At 71.6% G+C, this 15,941-nt stretch carries 19 protein-coding genes; 15 read left to right on the plus strand and 4 right to left on the minus strand.

The window, feature by feature from the left end:
- Nucleotides 1–90: 90 nt before the first annotated feature.
- Both ACGFIB_RS05625 and ACGFIB_RS05630 read left to right on the plus strand, forming a co-directional pair.
- A complete protein-coding gene (locus ACGFIB_RS05625; RefSeq protein ID WP_357262818.1) occupies nt 91–516 on the plus strand; it encodes a nuclear transport factor 2 family protein in 426 nt (141 codons plus the stop codon).
- A 223-nt stretch (nt 517–739) separates the two neighbouring features.
- The gene (locus tag ACGFIB_RS05630; RefSeq protein ID WP_393368752.1) at nt 740–2,551 is read left to right on the plus strand and encodes a glycoside hydrolase family 6 protein; all 1,812 of its coding nucleotides are present in this window, start codon (nt 740–742) and stop codon (nt 2,549–2,551) included.
- Nucleotides 2,552–2,643: 92 nt separating this feature from the next.
- Here the strand turns inward: ACGFIB_RS05630 and ACGFIB_RS05635 are convergent, their stop codons facing one another.
- Nucleotides 2,644–3,642: a lytic transglycosylase domain-containing protein gene (locus tag ACGFIB_RS05635; RefSeq protein ID WP_393368755.1), complete on the minus strand. Its 999-nt coding sequence runs from the start codon at nt 3,640–3,642 to the stop codon at nt 2,644–2,646.
- 200 nt (nt 3,643–3,842) lie between these two features.
- On the opposite strand from ACGFIB_RS05635, the gene ACGFIB_RS05640 reads away from it, so the two are divergent.
- The 7 genes from ACGFIB_RS05640 to ACGFIB_RS05670 all read left to right on the plus strand — a co-directional run bounded on the left by ACGFIB_RS05640 (nt 3,843) and on the right by ACGFIB_RS05670 (nt 9,007).
- Nucleotides 3,843–4,991, plus strand: coding sequence for a HesA/MoeB/ThiF family protein (locus tag ACGFIB_RS05640; protein ID WP_393368758.1), 1,149 nt, complete (start codon nt 3,843–3,845; stop codon nt 4,989–4,991).
- Between the two features lie 78 nt (nt 4,992–5,069).
- Nucleotides 5,070–5,195 carry a hypothetical protein gene (locus tag ACGFIB_RS05645; protein WP_263407591.1) on the plus strand — a complete coding sequence of 42 codons (126 nt, stop codon included), beginning with the start codon at nt 5,070–5,072 and terminating at the stop codon, nt 5,193–5,195.
- A 92-nt stretch (nt 5,196–5,287) separates the two neighbouring features.
- A complete protein-coding gene (locus tag ACGFIB_RS05650) occupies nt 5,288–5,959 on the plus strand; it encodes a DUF6879 family protein (protein ID WP_393368761.1) in 672 nt (223 codons plus the stop codon).
- A 21-nt stretch (nt 5,960–5,980) separates the two neighbouring features.
- Nucleotides 5,981–7,189 carry a hypothetical protein gene (locus ACGFIB_RS05655; protein WP_393368764.1) on the plus strand — a complete coding sequence of 403 codons (1,209 nt, stop codon included), beginning with the start codon at nt 5,981–5,983 and terminating at the stop codon, nt 7,187–7,189.
- A 176-nt stretch (nt 7,190–7,365) separates the two neighbouring features.
- Nucleotides 7,366–7,794: a hypothetical protein gene (locus tag ACGFIB_RS05660; protein WP_393368767.1), complete on the plus strand. Its 429-nt coding sequence runs from the start codon at nt 7,366–7,368 to the stop codon at nt 7,792–7,794.
- A complete protein-coding gene (locus ACGFIB_RS05665; RefSeq protein WP_030510150.1) occupies nt 7,788–8,021 on the plus strand; it encodes a helix-turn-helix transcriptional regulator in 234 nt (77 codons plus the stop codon). The genes ACGFIB_RS05660 and ACGFIB_RS05665 overlap by 7 nt, the downstream gene beginning before the upstream one ends.
- Complete coding sequence (locus ACGFIB_RS05670; RefSeq protein ID WP_393368771.1) at nt 8,018–9,007, plus strand: NAD(P)-dependent alcohol dehydrogenase; 990 nt, start codon at nt 8,018–8,020, stop codon at nt 9,005–9,007. Before ACGFIB_RS05665 ends, ACGFIB_RS05670 begins: the two co-directional genes overlap by 4 nt.
- 6 nt (nt 9,008–9,013) lie before the next feature.
- Here the strand turns inward: ACGFIB_RS05670 and ACGFIB_RS05675 are convergent, their stop codons facing one another.
- The gene (locus ACGFIB_RS05675; RefSeq protein ID WP_357262839.1) at nt 9,014–9,421 is read right to left on the minus strand and encodes a nuclear transport factor 2 family protein; all 408 of its coding nucleotides are present in this window, start codon (nt 9,419–9,421) and stop codon (nt 9,014–9,016) included.
- Nucleotides 9,422–9,515: 94 nt separating this feature from the next.
- Between ACGFIB_RS05675 and ACGFIB_RS05680 the strand changes: the two genes are divergently transcribed.
- From ACGFIB_RS05680 to ACGFIB_RS05695, 4 genes are all read left to right on the plus strand, one after another.
- Nucleotides 9,516–10,100 carry a TetR/AcrR family transcriptional regulator gene (locus ACGFIB_RS05680; RefSeq protein ID WP_393368774.1) on the plus strand — a complete coding sequence of 195 codons (585 nt, stop codon included), beginning with the start codon at nt 9,516–9,518 and terminating at the stop codon, nt 10,098–10,100.
- An 82-nt stretch (nt 10,101–10,182) separates the two neighbouring features.
- The gene (locus ACGFIB_RS05685; protein ID WP_191050870.1) at nt 10,183–11,109 is read left to right on the plus strand and encodes an SPFH domain-containing protein; all 927 of its coding nucleotides are present in this window, start codon (nt 10,183–10,185) and stop codon (nt 11,107–11,109) included.
- 14 nt (nt 11,110–11,123) lie between these two features.
- Complete coding sequence (locus ACGFIB_RS05690) at nt 11,124–11,366, plus strand: hypothetical protein (RefSeq protein WP_393368777.1); 243 nt, start codon at nt 11,124–11,126, stop codon at nt 11,364–11,366.
- A 15-nt stretch (nt 11,367–11,381) separates the two neighbouring features.
- Nucleotides 11,382–12,008, plus strand: a complete 627-nt coding sequence (locus ACGFIB_RS05695; RefSeq protein ID WP_393368780.1) for a GOLPH3/VPS74 family protein — start codon at nt 11,382–11,384, stop codon at nt 12,006–12,008.
- Between the two features lie 70 nt (nt 12,009–12,078).
- On the opposite strand, the gene ACGFIB_RS05700 is transcribed toward ACGFIB_RS05695, so the two are convergent.
- Nucleotides 12,079–12,744 (minus strand): HNH endonuclease family protein, encoded by a 666-nt coding sequence (locus ACGFIB_RS05700; RefSeq protein ID WP_393368783.1) that lies wholly within the window; start codon nt 12,742–12,744, stop codon nt 12,079–12,081.
- A 124-nt stretch (nt 12,745–12,868) separates the two neighbouring features.
- On the opposite strand from ACGFIB_RS05700, the gene ACGFIB_RS05705 reads away from it, so the two are divergent.
- Nucleotides 12,869–13,858, plus strand: a complete 990-nt coding sequence (locus tag ACGFIB_RS05705; RefSeq protein WP_357247990.1) for a pirin family protein — start codon at nt 12,869–12,871, stop codon at nt 13,856–13,858.
- A 118-nt stretch (nt 13,859–13,976) separates the two neighbouring features.
- Here ACGFIB_RS05705 and ACGFIB_RS05710 read toward each other — a convergent pair whose 3' ends face one another.
- Complete coding sequence (locus tag ACGFIB_RS05710; protein WP_393368787.1) at nt 13,977–14,558, minus strand: TetR family transcriptional regulator; 582 nt, start codon at nt 14,556–14,558, stop codon at nt 13,977–13,979.
- 83 nt (nt 14,559–14,641) lie between these two features.
- On the opposite strand from ACGFIB_RS05710, the gene ACGFIB_RS05715 reads away from it, so the two are divergent.
- Nucleotides 14,642–15,850, plus strand: coding sequence for an FAD-dependent monooxygenase (locus ACGFIB_RS05715; RefSeq protein WP_393368790.1), 1,209 nt, complete (start codon nt 14,642–14,644; stop codon nt 15,848–15,850).
- Nucleotides 15,851–15,941 lie beyond the last annotated feature (91 nt).

The raw sequence follows: 15,941 nt of genomic DNA on the forward strand, positions 1-15,941 counted from the left end.
GCTATCGTGAAAAATGCCGCCGATGTCCGGGCGTCGTGCCGGTCACGGCACAGCACACCGACGGCCGCTCACGTCAAGAAAGGGAGTCCGATGTCTGAAGTGCTCCGCCCCCTGGACAGACTGAGACAGGCCATCAACCGCCACGACCTCGACGCCCTGGCGCGGTGCTTCGACGAGCGAGCCGTTCTGGTGGCCCCCGACGGCATCGCCGAGAACAAGGAGGAGATCGCCTCCTACTACGGCGAGTGGATGGACGCGTTCCCCAACATGTTGATCACGCCCCAGTCGGTGACCATGTTCCAGGACACGGTGGCGGTGGAGTTCACGATCAGCGGCACGCACAAGGGGCCGCTGCTCGTCCCCGGCGGGGACGTGCTGGAGGGCACCGGGCGGCCTGTCCTCGTGCGCTCGTGCAGCTTCTCCACGGTGGAGGGCGGGACGATCCTCAGCCACCGGCTCTTCTACGACCAGCTGGAGATGGCGGCCCAGATCGGCGGCCACCTCCGCTTCGGCTGAATATTTCACGGGATTCGGTCCCGGCCGGGAGATATCGGATGGTGTTTCCCGAGGTGCCGCACGATTTCGGCGAACTCGGCGCGGAAAGGGATATTTCCACTTCGGCGAATCGTGTACATGAGCCGGGCGATTGCCGAGTCTGAGGAGCGTCGGCCCCCACGCGCGAGCCGGACCGGGCGCCGGCATGCCCGAGCCGGTCACCTCACCCTGGAGACGATCGCCCATGTCCTTCGGCCACCGTCGGTCTGTCCGCGCAATCCTGACGGCCGCGGCGGCGGCCGTCCCCGTCGCAGCACTGGCCGCGGCGGGACCGGTCCTGGGCGTGGCGTCCGCCGACGCGGCCGTCACCTGTCAGGTCACCTACGCGAGCACCCAGTGGGGCACGGGTTCGGGCGGCTTCACCGCCGGGATCACCGTCAGGAACACCGGCGAAAGGCTGACGGGCTGGAAACTGACGTTCACGTTCCCCCGCTCGCAGAAGCTCACGCAGGGCTGGTCGGCCCGATGGACCCAGCTCGCCGGCCACGTCACCGCCGAGAACGAGTCCTGGAACGGCACGGTGGCGTCCGGCGGGTCCGTGCAGCTCGGCTTCAACGGCACCTGGACCGGCGACAACATGCCGCCCATGGACTTCGCCTTGAACGGCGTGCCCTGCCAGGTCATCGTGCCGGGCACGTCGCCGAGCCCGCCCGCCGGTCCCAGCGCGAGCCCGTCCGCCGGTCCCAGCGCGAGCATCACGCCGAGCCCGGGCGGGGACGTGCCGGTGGACAACCCGTTCGCCGGCGCCAAGGGGTACGTCGACCCCGGCTGGGCGGCCGACGTGGAGTCCTCCGCCGCGAAGGTGGACGAGGCGACCGCGGCGAAGATGCGCGGCCTGAAGAACACGCCCACCGCGGTCTGGCTGGACCGGATCGCGGACGTCGGCGGCGGCTCCGGCGTCACCCGCACGCTGAAGGACCACCTCGACACCGCCGTCGAGCAGGGGGCCGGGTACATCACGCTCGTCCTGCACGACCTGCCCGACCGCGACTGCCGGTCGCGTGTCTCCAGCGCCGAGCTGCACGAGCGGGACAACGGCCTCGACCGCTACAAGGCGGAGTTCGTGGACCCCGTCGCCGCCCTCCTGGCCAGGCCCGAGTATCGGAACCTGCGCGTCGCGGCCGTCGTCGAGCCGCGGGCCCTGGCCGACCTCGTCGTGGGAGGCGCACTGGGCATCTATCCGTGTGTCCAGGCGAGGGGGTCGGGCGTCTACGTGACGGGCATCCGCTACGCCCTCGACAAGCTGTCGCCCCTGCCCAACGTCTACACCTACCTCGACGCGGGCAGCGCGGGATGGACCGGGTGGGAGACGGACCTCGCCGCGCTCGCGACCTCCGTCACCGAGACCGTGCGCGGCACGGCGGCGGGCCTGAACAGCCTCGACGGCATCGCCACGAACGTCGCGGACTACATCCCCCTTGAGGAGCCGTTCCTGACCGGCCCCGATCAGACCGTGGCCGGCCAGCCGATCAAGCAGAGCAGGTTCATCGACTGGAACCCCTACCTGAACGAACGGGACTACGCCGTCGCGATGCGAAGCGCCCTGATCGCCAAGGGCTTCTCCAGCCTGCTCGGCGTGGTCGTCGACACCTCCCGCGACGGCTGGGGCGGCCCGGCCCGGCCCACCGCGGCGAGCACCTCCCTCAACATCGACACGTTCGTGGACCAGAGCCGCGTCGACCGGCGTCCGTCACGCGCCGCGGAGTGCAACCAGAACGGCGCGGGGCTGGGGGCCCGGCCGGTGGCCGCGCCCGTTCCGGGCGTGGACGCCTACCAGTGGATCAAACGGCCCGGCGAGTCGGACGGCGTCGGCGGACCGCTCCTGCCCGAGGACTCCGACCGGCTGGTCGACTACAGGTGCGATCCCAACGGCTCCCTCACCCCCGGGTCGGACGGTTTCCGGCCGACCGGCGCCCTCCCCGACGCGCCGCTGGCGGGCGACTGGCATCACGAGCAGTTCGTGATGCTGGTGGAGAACGCCTACCCCGCTCTGTGAGCCCGCGACGCGTGCTGCCTGACGCCGTTCCCGAGCCGGCTCCACAGGCGCCTGCCGCCGGGCGGCGGCAGGCGGCGGCGCGCTCGCCGTCGTCAGGGGCCGGTCAGGCGGCGCTCCCCCTTCGTCGTGATCACGTAGACCTGCCAGGTGTAGTAGGCGTAGTAGTTCCTGACGTCCCGCTTCATCTGGCGCGCGTGCAGCAGGACCGCGTCGACGTACGCCTGGGAGTGGTTGTAGGCGTACAGCGCGCGCCGGTAGTCGCCCGGCGCGCCCGACGCGTGGAGGTAGTTGGCCGCGGCGAGCAGGGCGTCGCCGGTGTCGTCGATGTCGCCGCCCATGCCGTACGCCTTCCAGGTGCCCGGCATGAACTGCATCGGCCCCTTGGCGCCCACGTAGCTCGGCGAGCGCACCCGCCCGAACTTGGTCTCCACGAGCATCACCGCCGCGAGCACCTCCCACTCGACGCCGAAGCGGCGCTCGGCGCGCCGGAAGGCGGCGAGCAGGGCGTCGGCGGGTTGCGGCGCCTCGACCTTGATTTTGATCGGACCGCTGACGGGATGGGCGAGGGAGAGCAGGTCGCGGATGGCCGTCACGTTGTCCCGCGCCCGCGCGGCCATGTCCTCCGGCAGTTTTCCGTACGTCCGGGACGCGATTGTGGAATGGCGGGCGAGATAGCGGTAGACGCGCTGTTCGTACAGGGACAGCAGGACCACCGGCTCGGGAGCCTCCCCCTTCGCGGGGTCGCCCGTGCGCCTCCAGTCGTCGATCGCGTCACGCAGTCGCTCCGACGTGCGACTGAGGGCGTCGGCCAGCCGCTTGGGGTCCTTGGGGATCGCCTCGTCCGGCGCGGGCAGGTCCCGTGCGGCCGGCTCCGGCCGCTCCGTACTCGCGGGGGACCGTTCCGACGCGGGCGCGGTCACGCTCTCGCGGGGAGCGACCGAGGCGGCCTCGCCCACTGAGCCCCCGCATCCCGAGAGCGGGACGACCACGGCGGCGAGCGCGGCGGCCAGCATCGTGCGCTCCGGCATCGCGCGCTGGGGCATCGCGCGCTGGGGCATCGGCGGTGAGATCACGGCAGGCTGGTCGTTCATCGTCACCAACGTATGCCGCGCGGGGACGTTTCATGTTCCTTCACGGCGAAGCGGCGCCCCGCGAGAGCCCTGTGAGAGCCCTGCGAGAGCCGTCCGAGAGCCGTCCGAGGAGGCGGGAACGTTTTACGGCTGACCGCTTTTTTCCCTTCTGTAAAATTCGATGTTGACTCACACAGTTATCGCCCAGTAGTCGTCATAACGTGCGACTGCCCCGCGTAAAATTCGAGCATCGGCCTCACCGATACGAGGACGGCACCATTCGCATCGGCGGCGAGATTTACGGGATCGCCGCCGAAATCGCGGACCCGTACGGCTGGGCGTGGACGGCCCTCACGCTGATGGACGGCACCCGTTCTCACGACGAGATCACCGAGCGGCTGCGGCTGGCCCACCCGGAGCTGCCCGACCCGGAGTCGATCGTCGAGCAACTGGCCGCCACCCGATATGTCGAGGACGCCGCGGCGGTGCCGCCCGCCGGGCTGAGCGAGCGCGAGCGCGACCGCTACAGCAGGAATCACGCGTTCTTCCGCACGGTCGACATCGTGCCGCGCGGCCACGGCTGGGAGACCCAGCTCCGGTTGAAGTCCGCGCGGGTCGTGGTGCTCGGCCTGGGCGGCACGGGCTGCCACGCGGCTTGGGCGCTCGCGGCCGTCGGCGTCGGCACGATCCACTGCGTGGATCCCGACCTGGTCGAGCTGTCCAACCTCAACCGCCAGGTGCTCTACGGCGAGGGCGACGTCGGGCGGCCGAAGGCGGAGGCGGCCGTCGCCCGGCTGCGAACCGTCAACTCCGACATCTCCGTCACGGGCGAACGCCGCCACATCGGCAGCAGGCGCGAACTGGACGAGCTGATCGCGGGCTACGACGCGCTCGCCCTCTGCGCGGACCGGCCCACCGGGCACGACATCAGGGTGTGGGCCAACCGCGCCTGCGCCGCCGCGGGCATCCCCTGGGCGGGCGGCGGATACAACGGGCCGCTGGTCACCGTGGGGTGCTTCGCGCCGGGAGCGGGCGCCTGCTACGAGTGCCTGAGCAGCGGCGAGGAGGCGCGGCGCCACCCTGGCACGCCCGTGGACCTCGGCGGGCCCGGCGTGATCGCCACCTCGGCGGGCGTGTCCGGCCAGCTCGTCGCCCACGCGCTGCTCGGCCTGCTGACCGGGGTGCCGGTGCCGCCGGTCGGCACCATCCAGGGGGTCAACCTGATCGCCGCGGACCACCACGTGTGGGTCCGGCATCCGCCTCGGCCCGGCTGCCCGGTGTGCGGGACCCGGGCCGACGGGCCGGAACACAATCCAATGCACCGAATGACCGAAATCGACGCCGGCCGTGCGAACAGAAGCAGGCCTTGACTGCGCCGGTCAACGGACGAATCATGAACGGGTTCTCGCGAGAACATCCATGTCCCCTCCCCTTCCGAGAGGAACCGGATGAACACGAACGAGCACGAGACCGAGGCCGTCGACGAGGCCGTCGTGCCGGCGAAGACGACGATCACCATCCGGCTGCTCGACAAGATCGAGACCACGACCAGCAGCAACAGCGTCGGCAACTGACCAAGCGCCGGCCGCGGCGTGCGGGGGTGCCGCGGGGCGGCCCGCACGCCGCGGCCGGCGAGAGCCCGCAGCCGGAACTCAGGGAGGGAAGGGTGGCGAACGCCGGCACCGTCTTCGACGACATACGGCAGGCCGAGGCGCGGGTCCTGTCCGCCGACGCCTACCAGGCCGAGTTCACCGAGGAGTTCGAGCGCGCCCCCGACGGGGTGTGGAAGCTCGAACGCGCTCAGGAGTTCTTCGAACCCGACGTGGCGAGCTGGCGGGCGATGATGGCCGGCGACTGGGACGGGTCGCTCGCCCTGCTGGAGGGGCTGCGGGAGTTCCTGGTCGACTACTACCGGACCCGGCCCACGGCCCGCCGGGTCCGCGTCGTGGAGACACCGCTCACCCCCTACCTCCAGTGGGAGCTGCACGTCCTGGCCGTTCGGGCGACGGCGGGCGAGCGGCCCCGGGTGCTGCACGCGGACGCCGTGCGGGAGCTGGAGCACCCCACACCGCTGCCCGAGATCGTCGTGCTCGGTCCCACTCTGCTCTACGAGGTGCGATACGACGAGATCGGCGCGCACATGGGCGCCCGGCGGATCACCGATCCCGCCCTCGTCGGGCCCTGCCTGGCCGCGATCAAGGAACTCTACGGCCGGGGAGAGGACGTCCGGGCGTACGTCGAGCGGGAGGTCGCCCCGCTGCCGCCACCCGTGATCACCGCCCGAAGGCGCGACCTCCTGTCCGGCTACTCGCACCACACCGGGGTCTTCCGCCCCTGACCCCGCGCCTGGAGGCCCACGGTGGGAGATGCGAGCGTGGTGCGGCTGCGCGACCTCGCGTTCCGGCAGGACGGCTCCCAGTGGATCGTCGGCCGCCCGGACGGGGACGCGTTCGTCGCCGTGCCGTACGAGGGGGTGCGGGCCATCGGGCTGCTGTCGGCGGGAGCGACGGTCGAGGAGACGGAACGGCGGCTGCGTGCCGAGACCGGCGCCGATCTCGACGTCCGCGGCTTCGTCCGCGCCCTGGGCGAGCTGGGATTCCTTGAGGAGCCCGGCGGACCGGCCGCCCCCGCCGCGCCGCCGACCTTTCCGTGGCTGCGCCCCGGGCACGTGCGGTGGACGCTGCACCCGCTGGTCCACCTGCTGGTCGCCGGCCTGATCGCCGCCGGGATCGCGACGGCGGTCACCCGGCGGGAGACGCTGCCGGGCTGGCGCGACCTGCTGTGGAGCGAGCGCGGCACGCTCGTGCTCGCGTCGCAGATCGCGGTCGGCTGGATCCTGATCTTCCTGCACGAGATGGCCCACCTGTCGACCGCCAGGGCCGCCGGGGTGCCGGGCAGGATCCGGCTCGGCACCCGGCTGCAGTTCCTGGCCGTCCAGACCGAGGTGTCCGGCGTGTGGCTGGCCGGGCGGCGGGTCCGCCTGACGGTCTATCTCGCCGGGATGGCGACAGACGCGGCGGCGTGTTCGGTCGCGCTCCTCCTGACCGCCGTGCTGGGACACCGTCCCGTGCTCTCCCTGGTCGCGCTGACCTCGTTCGGCATGCTGGCCACGCAGTTCCTCGTGTTCATGCGCACCGACGTCTACTTCCTGCTGCAGGACCTGAGCGGATGCCGCAACATGTACGGCGACGCCTCCTCCTACGCCCGCCACCTGGCGCTGCGGGTGCTGCGCCGTCCCTCCCCCGACCCGCTCACCGGGCTGCCGCGCCGGGAGCGCCGCGCCCTCAGGACCTACGCGGTGCTGCTGGTGGCGGGCACCGCGGCCTGCCTGGGGGTGGCGTTCGCGGTGACGGTGCCGGCGACGCTGACGCTGCTCGGCCGGGCCGTGGGCGTGCTGGCCGCCCCCGCGGATCCGCTCTCCGGGCTGGACGCCGTGGCGGTGCTGCTGTCCGCGGTCGCGTTCCAGGTGCTCTGGGCGCGGGCCTGGTGGCGCAGGCACGGCCCGCGCGTACGACGCGCCCTGCGCCGCCCGGGAAGGGAACGGGTCGCCGATCAGGACTGCGCGTAGGAGCCGGTCGTCAGCTCCTCGATCCGTCCGGCCGCTCCGGTCAGGCCGGCGGCCGTCTCGGCGATCCACCGCCGGGGCTCCGCCGACGGGTTCGATGTAAATAATTCTGTACATCACGTCAAAGACGGGTTACCTTCGTAGTGTCAAAGATGTTGTACATCCGAAGGGAATCGATCATGACTCACGAGGAGAAGCGCGCCTGGATCCGGCTGGTCGTCGCCGTGATCGCCTACGCCGCGTACGTCGTCGCCATCCTCAGACGGGCGGACGGAGGCCCCTTACCCGACGTGCCGTACGCCGCCGCCCTGCTGTGGACGATCGGCGGGGCGATCGTCGCGGCGATCCTGGCCGAGATCGGCATGGCGATCGTCAACCCGCGGGCCTCACGCGTCATCGACGTCCGCGACAAGGAGATCGGGCGGCTCGGCGACTACACCGGTCAGGCGTTCGTGGCCATCGGGGCGCTCGCGGCGATGCTCATGGCCGTGGCGGAGTGGGACAGGTTCTGGATCGCCAACGTGATCTACCTCTTCTTCGTCCTGTCGGCGGTCCTCAGCGATGTCACCAAGATCATCCTCTATCGCAGGAGCGTTCCGGAGTGGTGAAGCCCACCCGTGTGACGAACCGCATCCGCGCGCTGCGGTTCGCCCACGACGAGATGACCCAGGCCGAACTCGCCGAGCGCATCGGCGTGACCAGACAGACCGTCATCGCCATCGAGCAGGGCCGATACTCGCCGTCCCTGGAGATGGCCTTCCGGATCGCCCGGGTGTTCGGCGCACCGCTCGACGACGTGTTCCAGTATCCCGACCTCCCCGAGGAGACGAAGTGAAAGCCATCGTCCAGGACACGTACGGCCCGGCCGACGTGCTCGAATTACGCGACATCGACCGTCCCTCGATCGGCGACGAGGAGGTGCTCGTCGAGGTCCGCGCGGCCGCCGTGGACCCCGGCGTGTGGGTCCTGATGACCGGCACGCCGTACCTCGCGCGCGCCGGATTCGGGCTGCGCCGCCCCAAGGTTCCCGTCCGGGGCCGCGACGTCGCCGGGGTCGTGACGGCGGTCGGCGCCGGCGTCACCCGCTTCCGGCCCGGCCAGGAGGTGTACGGCACCTGCCCGACCGGCTCGCTCGCCGAGTACGCGAAGGCGCCGCAGGCCCGCCTCGCGCCGAAGCCGGCCGACCTCACGTTCGAACAGGCCGCCGCGGTGCCGGTCTCCGGCATGACGGCGCTGCAGGCCGTACGCGACGTCGCCGGCGTGCGCCCGGGGCAGCGGGTGCTGGTGATCGGCGCGTCGGGAGGCGTGGGGTCGTTCGCCGTGCAGATCGCCAAGGCGCTCGGCGCGAGCGTCACCGGCGTGTGCGCGGCGGCGAAGGCGGAGTTCGTGCGGTCGCTCGGAGCCGACGACGTCATCGACTACGCCCACGAGGAGATCGACCGCGACGGCGCACGCTACGACGTCGTCGTCGACACCGCGGGCAACCGGCCGCTGTCCCTGCTGCGGCGCGCCCTGACCCCGCGCGGCACGCTGGTGATCGTCGGCGGCGGGCACGCCGCGTACCGCTTCACCGGTGGCATGGGACGCACGGTCCGGGCGCCGCTGCTGTCACTGTTCACGGGGTCGATGTTCAGGGGGCAGCGGCTGCGCCCGACGTTCTCCCGCGAGCGCGCCGAGCACCTGGAGGAGCTGACCCGGCTCATCGAGTCCGGCGCCGTCGTCCCGGCGATCGACCGCGCCTATCCCCTCGCCGAGGCGCCCGACGCGATCCGCCACCTCATGGAAGGCCACCCCGCCGGCAAGGTCGTCGTCACCGTGTGACCACCCTCAGGAAGTCAGGGGGATCCGGCGGGCGCGGACCGTGCGGTGGCCGATCCGCCAGCCGTGGTCGCCGCGCACGAGCGTGTCCTCGTAGGTCACGCTGCCCGTGGTCCCGTCCGCGTTGACCCCGATGCCCTTCGAGATCGCTCGCGCCCGGCCGTCCGCCGCCTCGGTGACGACGATGTTGGTGACGTGGTGGGCGACGGGGTTCCCCTCGCCCAGGGCGAGCGCGGCGTCGCGCAGCGCCGCGAGTCCGACGATCACCCCGCCACCGAGGTCGCCGACGTCGTAGACGACGTCGGGCAGGAACACCTCGCGCAGGCCGTCGAAGTCGCCACTGTCCGTGAGATGGCCGTGCAGGTTGATCACGTCCGTAATGGCCGTGCGGTCGTCGGCGGTCAGGGTCATCGTCATCGTCCTCCCCCGTTTCGTCCAAGTGGGGAACTCCCCGGTTAGAGCTGTTACCGTAAATGGGGAACTCCCCGGATAGCAAGAGAGGGAAGCGCGGATGACGCCGAGTGGTCCCGAGCCCGCACCGCCCGGCCGTACGCGCAGGGCGGACGCCGCACGCAACGCCGCGCTGCTGCTCGCCGCCGCCCGCGAACTCGTCGCGGAGTCGGGGCCCGAGGTCGCGCTGGACGAGGTGGCGCGGCGGGCCGGCGTCGGCAACGCGACCCTGTATCGGCACTTCCCCACCCGCGCCGACCTGCTCGTCGCCGTGTACGCGGACGAGGTGGCGGAGTTGTGCCACCAGGGCGCCGACCTGCCGGCGGGGCTCTCCCCGGCCGACGCGCTCTTCTCCTGGCTGGACGCGTTCGTCGTGCACGTCGCGACGAAACGGCCGCTCGCCCTCGCGGCCACGGAAGGTGCCACCGGCCGCCGTAGCGCGTTGTTCGACCAGTGGCACACCTCGATCCACGCCACCGCGTCCGGCCTGCTGCGGCGGGCCCAGGACGCCGGCGCCGTACGGCCCGGACTCACCGTGACGGACCTGCTGGCCCTCGCCGGCGGCGCGGCACTCACCGCAACCGACGTGGCCCACGCCCGGCGGCTCACCGCACTCCTGCGCGGCGGCCTGGAAACCGGCGACTGAGGGTTCGGCTCCTCGGCGAGGGCAGGTCTGGCGAAAAGTGATATCACTTTGCTAGTGTCGTGCCAGACACCGAGGAGAAGACATGACAGACCTCCAGATCGCCGTGGACATGCCGGCCCCCCAGACCCACGAGCGGACGGCGCGAGCGGCCTCGGGGTGGCCGCTGCTGGTCCTGGCCCTGCTCGGCCTGCTCAGCCCGTTCGCGCTGGTCCCGATCGGAGCCGTCCTCGCGGCCGGCGGCAGCGGCGGCGCGGGAGTCGCCCTGATCGCCGCCGGGGTGCTGCTCCTCCTGGCGGCCGTCGTCGTCTTCACCGGCCTCACCGCGGTCGCCCCGGGTGAGGCCCGCGTGATCCAGCTGCTCGGCCGCTACGTGGGCACCGTCCGCACGCCCGGTCTCCGGTTCGTGGCGCCCTTCACGCAGAAGCGCCGGGTCTCGACCCGGATCCGCAACCACGAGACCGACATCACCAAGGTCAACGACGCCGACGGCAACCCGATCGAGATGGCCGCCGTGGTGGTTTGGCAGGTCGAGGACACGGCGAAGGCCGTCTTCGAAGTCGACGACTTCATGGAGTTCGTCGCCTTCCAGACCGAGACCGCGGTGCGTCACATCGCCGGCAGCTACCCGTACGACGGGCACGACGACATGCTGTCCCTGCGGCAGAACGCCGAGGAGATCACCGGCCGCCTGTCGGCCGAGATCCAGGCCCGGGTGGCGTCCGCCGGAGTCGAGGTCATCGAGTCGCGCATCACCCGCCTGGCGTACGCCCCCGAGATCGCACAGGCGATGCTGCGCCGCCAGCAGGCCGGAGCGATCGTCGCGGCCCGTCAGCGGATCGTGGACGGCGCCGTCGGCATGGTCGAGGCGGCGCTGGCCCGGCTGGACGAGCACGACGTGATCGAGCTCGACGAGGAGCGCAAGGCCACCATGGTCAGCAACCTGCTCGTCGTCCTGTGCGGCGACCGCGACGTGCAGCCCGTGGTGAACACCGGCTCCCTGTACCGCTAGACCGCAGGCGACTTGTGGCGACCGAGAGAAAAAGCGTCCTGCTGCGGCTGGACCCGGCGGTGCACGACGCGCTGGCCCGCTGGGCCGGCGACGAGCTGCGCAGCACCAACGCCCAGATCGAGTTCCTGCTGCGCCGGGCGCTGGCAGAGGCGGGACGACTGCCGGGCGACGCCGGTCGCATCCCCCGGCGCGGCCGGCCCGCCAAGAAGCAGACCCCGCCTCCGGAGAGCCCCACCGCCGATCGGCCCGACGACTGAAAGGAGGGCGGTCACGTGGACGTCCCCGGCTCCCTGACGGCTCAGCTCTACCTACTGGCCTACGACGCCCGCAAGGAGCGGGTGGTGACGAACCACCGCTTTCCCTACCTGCTGCGCGCGGCCGCGCTCACCGACCTGCTGCTGACCGGCCGGATCGCCGACGACGGCGGCAAGGTGCGCGTGGTGTCGGAGGACCCGCTCGCCGACCCGGTCCTCGACGGCCTGCTGCACCAGATCGCCCAGTCGGGGCCCCGGCCTTGGCGGCACTGGATCGGCAAGGACGGCCGCTCGACGGTGCGGGCGGTTCGCGACGAACTCGAGACGGGACGCTGGATCAGGGTCGAGCCGCACCGGCCGTTCCTCGTCTTCAGCACGAGCCACGTCCGCGTACGCGACACGCGGGTGGTGAAACGACTCGTGGCGCAGGTCTCCACCGCTCTCACCGGCCCGGTCTCCCGGATCGGAGACCGGGAGGCCGCCCTTGTCGGCCTGGCCGCGGCGGGAGAGCTCGGGACGATCCTCCCGCGCGCCAGACGACGGGCGCACGAGCAGCGCATCGCCCTGCTGTCCGAACGCGGCGGCCCGGTGGCGCCGGCCCTCCGCAAGGTCATCCAGCAGGCCCGCGCCGCCAGCGGCGGCTGACCTCGGGGACGAACCCGTCCGTCCCCGTCCCCGGCCGCCGTCCCCGGCCGCCGGGTCCGCCGGGGCCCGCTCACCTCCCGCAGGTGCGGAGCATGTTGAGCAGGGCGACCTTCTCCGCACGGGTCACGAAGAGCCGGTAGTGGTGCTTCACCGCGACCCACGAGGTCGCGTAGCGGCACCAGGAGGCACGGCGCGGCGGACGCCAGCTCTGCGGCCCCTGGCCTCCTTTGGCCATGTTGACGGAGTGGCTCACCACGACCAGCTCGGGACGGCTGAGGTCGTTGGCGAACGCGCGCCGCTTCGCCTGGCTCCATCTCTTGGCGCCGGAACGCCAGGCGTACGCCAGGGGGACGACGTGGTCGATGTCGATCTGCTTCACGCTCTTCAGCACCTTGCCGTCGTACGGGCTGTGCCAGACGCCCTTCACGGCCTGGCACGCTCCGTTCCTCCGCACACCCCGGCCCTGGCGGGCGAGGATCACCTCCCGCGCGTCGCACTCCCCCTTGTGATGCGCCCAGCGCGGCTGGAACCGCCGGTGGCTGTAGCCGCGGAGCGACAACGGCTTGGCGACCTTCAGTTGCGCCAGCATGCGGCGGGCCGGCGCCCCGGCATCGGCCCGCCCACGGGCGTCGGCCGCGGCCGGCGGGGCCGTGGAGACAGCGGTGATCGGGAGGACCGCAAGGGACAGCACGGCGATCTGGAGAGCGCGTCTTATGGAGATCATGGTTCCAGCCATACCAGTCTCTCTCCACGGACCGTGACGATATGCGGGCGTCAGTGCGATCCGCGGGCGGGAATGTTCGGCGATCTCGGATGGTTCAAGGCGAACGGAAGTTGAAGATTCAATTAGGAGGGCGGCCATGCCCGCTGTCACCGCCGACACCCTGACGCTCCCCCGCGTCGCCGCACCGGATCCCGCCGTCACGGCACCACGACCCGTTCGCTCGGTGACGACCGCGCCCAGCGGCTTCGAGGGCGAGGGCTTCCCCGTACGCCGCGCGTTCGCCGGAGTGCCGCAGGCGATGCTTGACCCGTTCATCCACATGGACCAGATGGGCGAGGTCGAGTACGCCCCCGGGGAGCCGAAGGGGACCCCGTGGCATCCGCACCGCGGCTTCGAGACCGTCACCTACATCATCGACGGCGTCTTCGAGCACCAGGACTCCAACGGAGGCGGCGGCACCATCACCAACGGCGACACCCAGTGGATGACCGCCGGGGCCGGGCTGCTGCACATCGAGAAGCCGCCGGAGCATCTGGTGGTCTCGGGCGGGCTCTTCCACGGCATCCAGCTGTGGGTGAACCTTCCTCGCGCGCACAAGTTCCACCTGCCCCGTTACCAGGACATCCGGGCACGAGAGGCGGCGCTGCTCGCCTCCGCCGACGGCGGCGCGCTGCTGCGCGTGATCGCCGGGGAGCTGGACGGGCACGCCGGCCCGGGCGTCACGTTCACCCCGATCACGATGGTGCACGCGACCGTCAGCCCCGGCGCCCGGCTCGACCTGCCGTGGAACCCGGAGTTCAACGCCCTCGCCTACATCCTGGCCGGGCAGGGCTCCGTGGGCGCCGAGCGGCGGCCGGTCCGCAAGGGGCAGCTGGCCGCCTTCGGCGCGGGTGGGTCGCTGACCCTGGCGGCGGACACCGCCCAGCCCCAGGCCGAGCCCAACCTGGAGGTGCTGCTGCTCGGCGGGCGGCCGATCCGCGAGCCGGTCGCGCACTACGGGCCGTTCGTGATGAACACCCGCGCCGAGATCGTCCAGGCGCTGGAGGACTACCAGGCGGGCCGCCTCGGCGTCATCCCCGCCGAGCGGGTTCCGCACGCCGACGGACCCCTGACCGCGACGGACTGACGCGTCCGCCGGAAGGCCGGCCGAGGAGCGCGCCCATGCGCCGCTCGGCCGGCCGCGAGCGGCGGAGCCAGGTTTCCGCCTGTCACTCCGCCTGTCACTGCGCCTGTCACTGCGCCTGTCACTCCGTCCCGAGCCCCGCGCCGATCGTGCGCAGTGCGTCGAGGAGATCGCGGGCCGACGGAGCCTCCTCGGGATCGACGAGCCACTGGGCCGCCATCCCGCCCAGCAGCGCCTGGTAGAACGCGCCGACCGCCATCGCCCTGCGTTCGTCCGCGGCCGGATCGAGGTGTTCGAAGATCGCCGCCAGGCCCAGCTTCGCCTGCCGGTTGGCGGTCGCGAACGCCTCGCGCAGCTCGGGGAGCCGGTCCATCTGGGCGATGAGCTCGAACTGGATGGCCCACAGCGGTCTCAGCCTGTCGAAGGACTCGATGATCCGCGTCCACGTCGCCTCGAATCGCTGCGCGGGCGCGCCGTCGAGTGCCGCGTCGGCGGCGAGCGTCTGCTCGATCTCCTTTCCCCATTCCTCCATCGCCTCGATGAGGGCCGCGTCGAGCAGGGCCTTCGTCGTCCTGAAGTGATAGCCGATGGCGGCGAGGCTCGTGCCGGCGGCCGCCGCGATGTCACGCGCGGTGGTGCCGGAGTATCCCTTCTCCATCAGGCACCGCTTGGCGCCCGCGAGCAGATCTTCCCGGTTTCCCATGGCCAGAGCCTAGCCCATGCCAGCACAAACGTCTTGTACATCCGTACTAGACGAATGACTTAGACGCTTGTACAGTTCACGGCATGGCGAACATCCTGATCTCCGGCGCGAGCGTCGCCGGGCTGACGCTGGCCTTCTGGCTCCGCGAGCACGGCTTCGCGGTGACCGTCGTCGAGCGGGCGCCCTCGCCGCGGGACGGCGGCTACAAGATCGACATTCGGGGGGCGGCCCTCGACGTCGCCGCCCGCATGGGCCTGCTGGACGAGGTGCGGCGGCACAGCACGGACATGCGGGTCGCCCGCTTCGTCGACGCCCGCGGCCGGCAGATCGGCACGATGAGCGCCCAGTTGTTCGGCGGCCGCGAGGGCGACGACGTCGAGATCATGCGCGGCGACCTGACCCGGCTCCTCCACACGGCGGCCGGAGACGGCGTCGAATACGTCTTCGACGACTCCATCACGGCCCTGCGGGAGACCTCCGAGAGCGTGGAGGTGGCCTTCGCTAACGGCCCCACGCGTACGTTCGACCTGGTGGTGGGCGCCGACGGCCTGCACTCCACCGTGCGCGCGCTGGCCTTCGGCGAGGAGTCCCGGTTCGTCCACGACCTCGGGCACCACATCTCGATCTTCACGGTGCCCAACCATCTCGGCCTGGACCGTACGGAGATGATGTATCCGGCACCGGGCAAGAGCACCGGGATGTACAGCACCGGGCGCGGCGACGACGCGAAGGCGATATTCCTCTTCCCCTCACCACCGGTGGAGTACGACCGGCGGGACGCCGTCCAGCAGAAGAAGCTGCTCGCCGACCTCTTCTCCGGCCAGGGCTGGGAGGTTCCGCGCCTCCTCGACGCGATGTGGGACGCACCGGACTTCTACCTGGACTCGATCAGCCAGGTGCGCATGGACCGCTGGTCGTCGGGCCGGGTGGCGCTCGTGGGCGACGCCGCGTACGCGGCCTCACCCGCGTCCGGCCAGGGCACCAGCCTGGCCCTGGTCGGCGCGTACGTCCTCGCCGGCTGCCTCGCCGAGGCGGCGGGGGACCACGCGGCGGGGTTCGCCGCCTACGAGCGCGAGATGCGGCACTTCGCGGAGGAGAACCAGAAGCTCGCCGCGAACAACCTCAAGGGCATGGTGCTGAAGTCCGCGGCACAGATCCGCTTCCAGATGCTGATGCTGCGGCTGATGCCGCATCTGCCCGGGAAGGACCGCATGATCGAGCGCGTCACCGGGCCCATCCGCAGGGCCGCGACCGCGATCACGATCAGGGACTACCGGACGCCGGCCTCGTAGCCCCCGGCGCCGGGGCCGGGATCCTCGGCGGATCCGTGTGAACGGCCCCCCCTCCGCCAGACGTCGTACGGGTGAGCGGAAGGGGAAGGCA

The organism is Microbispora bryophytorum, from assembly GCF_043197435.1.
Taxonomy (GTDB): domain Bacteria; phylum Actinomycetota; class Actinomycetes; order Streptosporangiales; family Streptosporangiaceae; genus Microbispora; species Microbispora bryophytorum.

Bases quoted from the DNA above. Each gene is read 5' to 3' on its own strand.
- ACGFIB_RS05660 (WP_393368767.1), top strand. From the start codon at position 7,366: ATGACTCACGAGGAGAAGCGCGCCTGGATCCGGCTGGTCGTCGCCGTG.
- ACGFIB_RS05635 (WP_393368755.1), bottom strand. From the start codon at position 3,642: ATGAACGACCAGCCTGCCGTGATCTCACCGCCGATGCCCCAGCGCGCG.
- ACGFIB_RS05645 (WP_263407591.1), top strand. From the start codon at position 5,070: ATGAACACGAACGAGCACGAGACCGAGGCCGTCGACGAGGCCGTCGTG.
- ACGFIB_RS05685 (WP_191050870.1), top strand. From the start codon at position 10,183: ATGACAGACCTCCAGATCGCCGTGGACATGCCGGCCCCCCAGACCCAC.
- ACGFIB_RS05710 (WP_393368787.1), bottom strand. From the start codon at position 14,558: ATGGGAAACCGGGAAGATCTGCTCGCGGGCGCCAAGCGGTGCCTGATG.
- ACGFIB_RS05715 (WP_393368790.1), top strand. From the start codon at position 14,642: ATGGCGAACATCCTGATCTCCGGCGCGAGCGTCGCCGGGCTGACGCTG.
- ACGFIB_RS05675 (WP_357262839.1), bottom strand. From the start codon at position 9,421: ATGACGATGACCCTGACCGCCGACGACCGCACGGCCATTACGGACGTG.
- ACGFIB_RS05700 (WP_393368783.1), bottom strand. From the start codon at position 12,744: ATGGCTGGAACCATGATCTCCATAAGACGCGCTCTCCAGATCGCCGTG.
- ACGFIB_RS05630 (WP_393368752.1), top strand. From the start codon at position 740: ATGTCCTTCGGCCACCGTCGGTCTGTCCGCGCAATCCTGACGGCCGCG.
- ACGFIB_RS05625 (WP_357262818.1), top strand. From the start codon at position 91: ATGTCTGAAGTGCTCCGCCCCCTGGACAGACTGAGACAGGCCATCAAC.
- ACGFIB_RS05680 (WP_393368774.1), top strand. From the start codon at position 9,516: ATGACGCCGAGTGGTCCCGAGCCCGCACCGCCCGGCCGTACGCGCAGG.
- ACGFIB_RS05705 (WP_357247990.1), top strand. From the start codon at position 12,869: ATGCCCGCTGTCACCGCCGACACCCTGACGCTCCCCCGCGTCGCCGCA.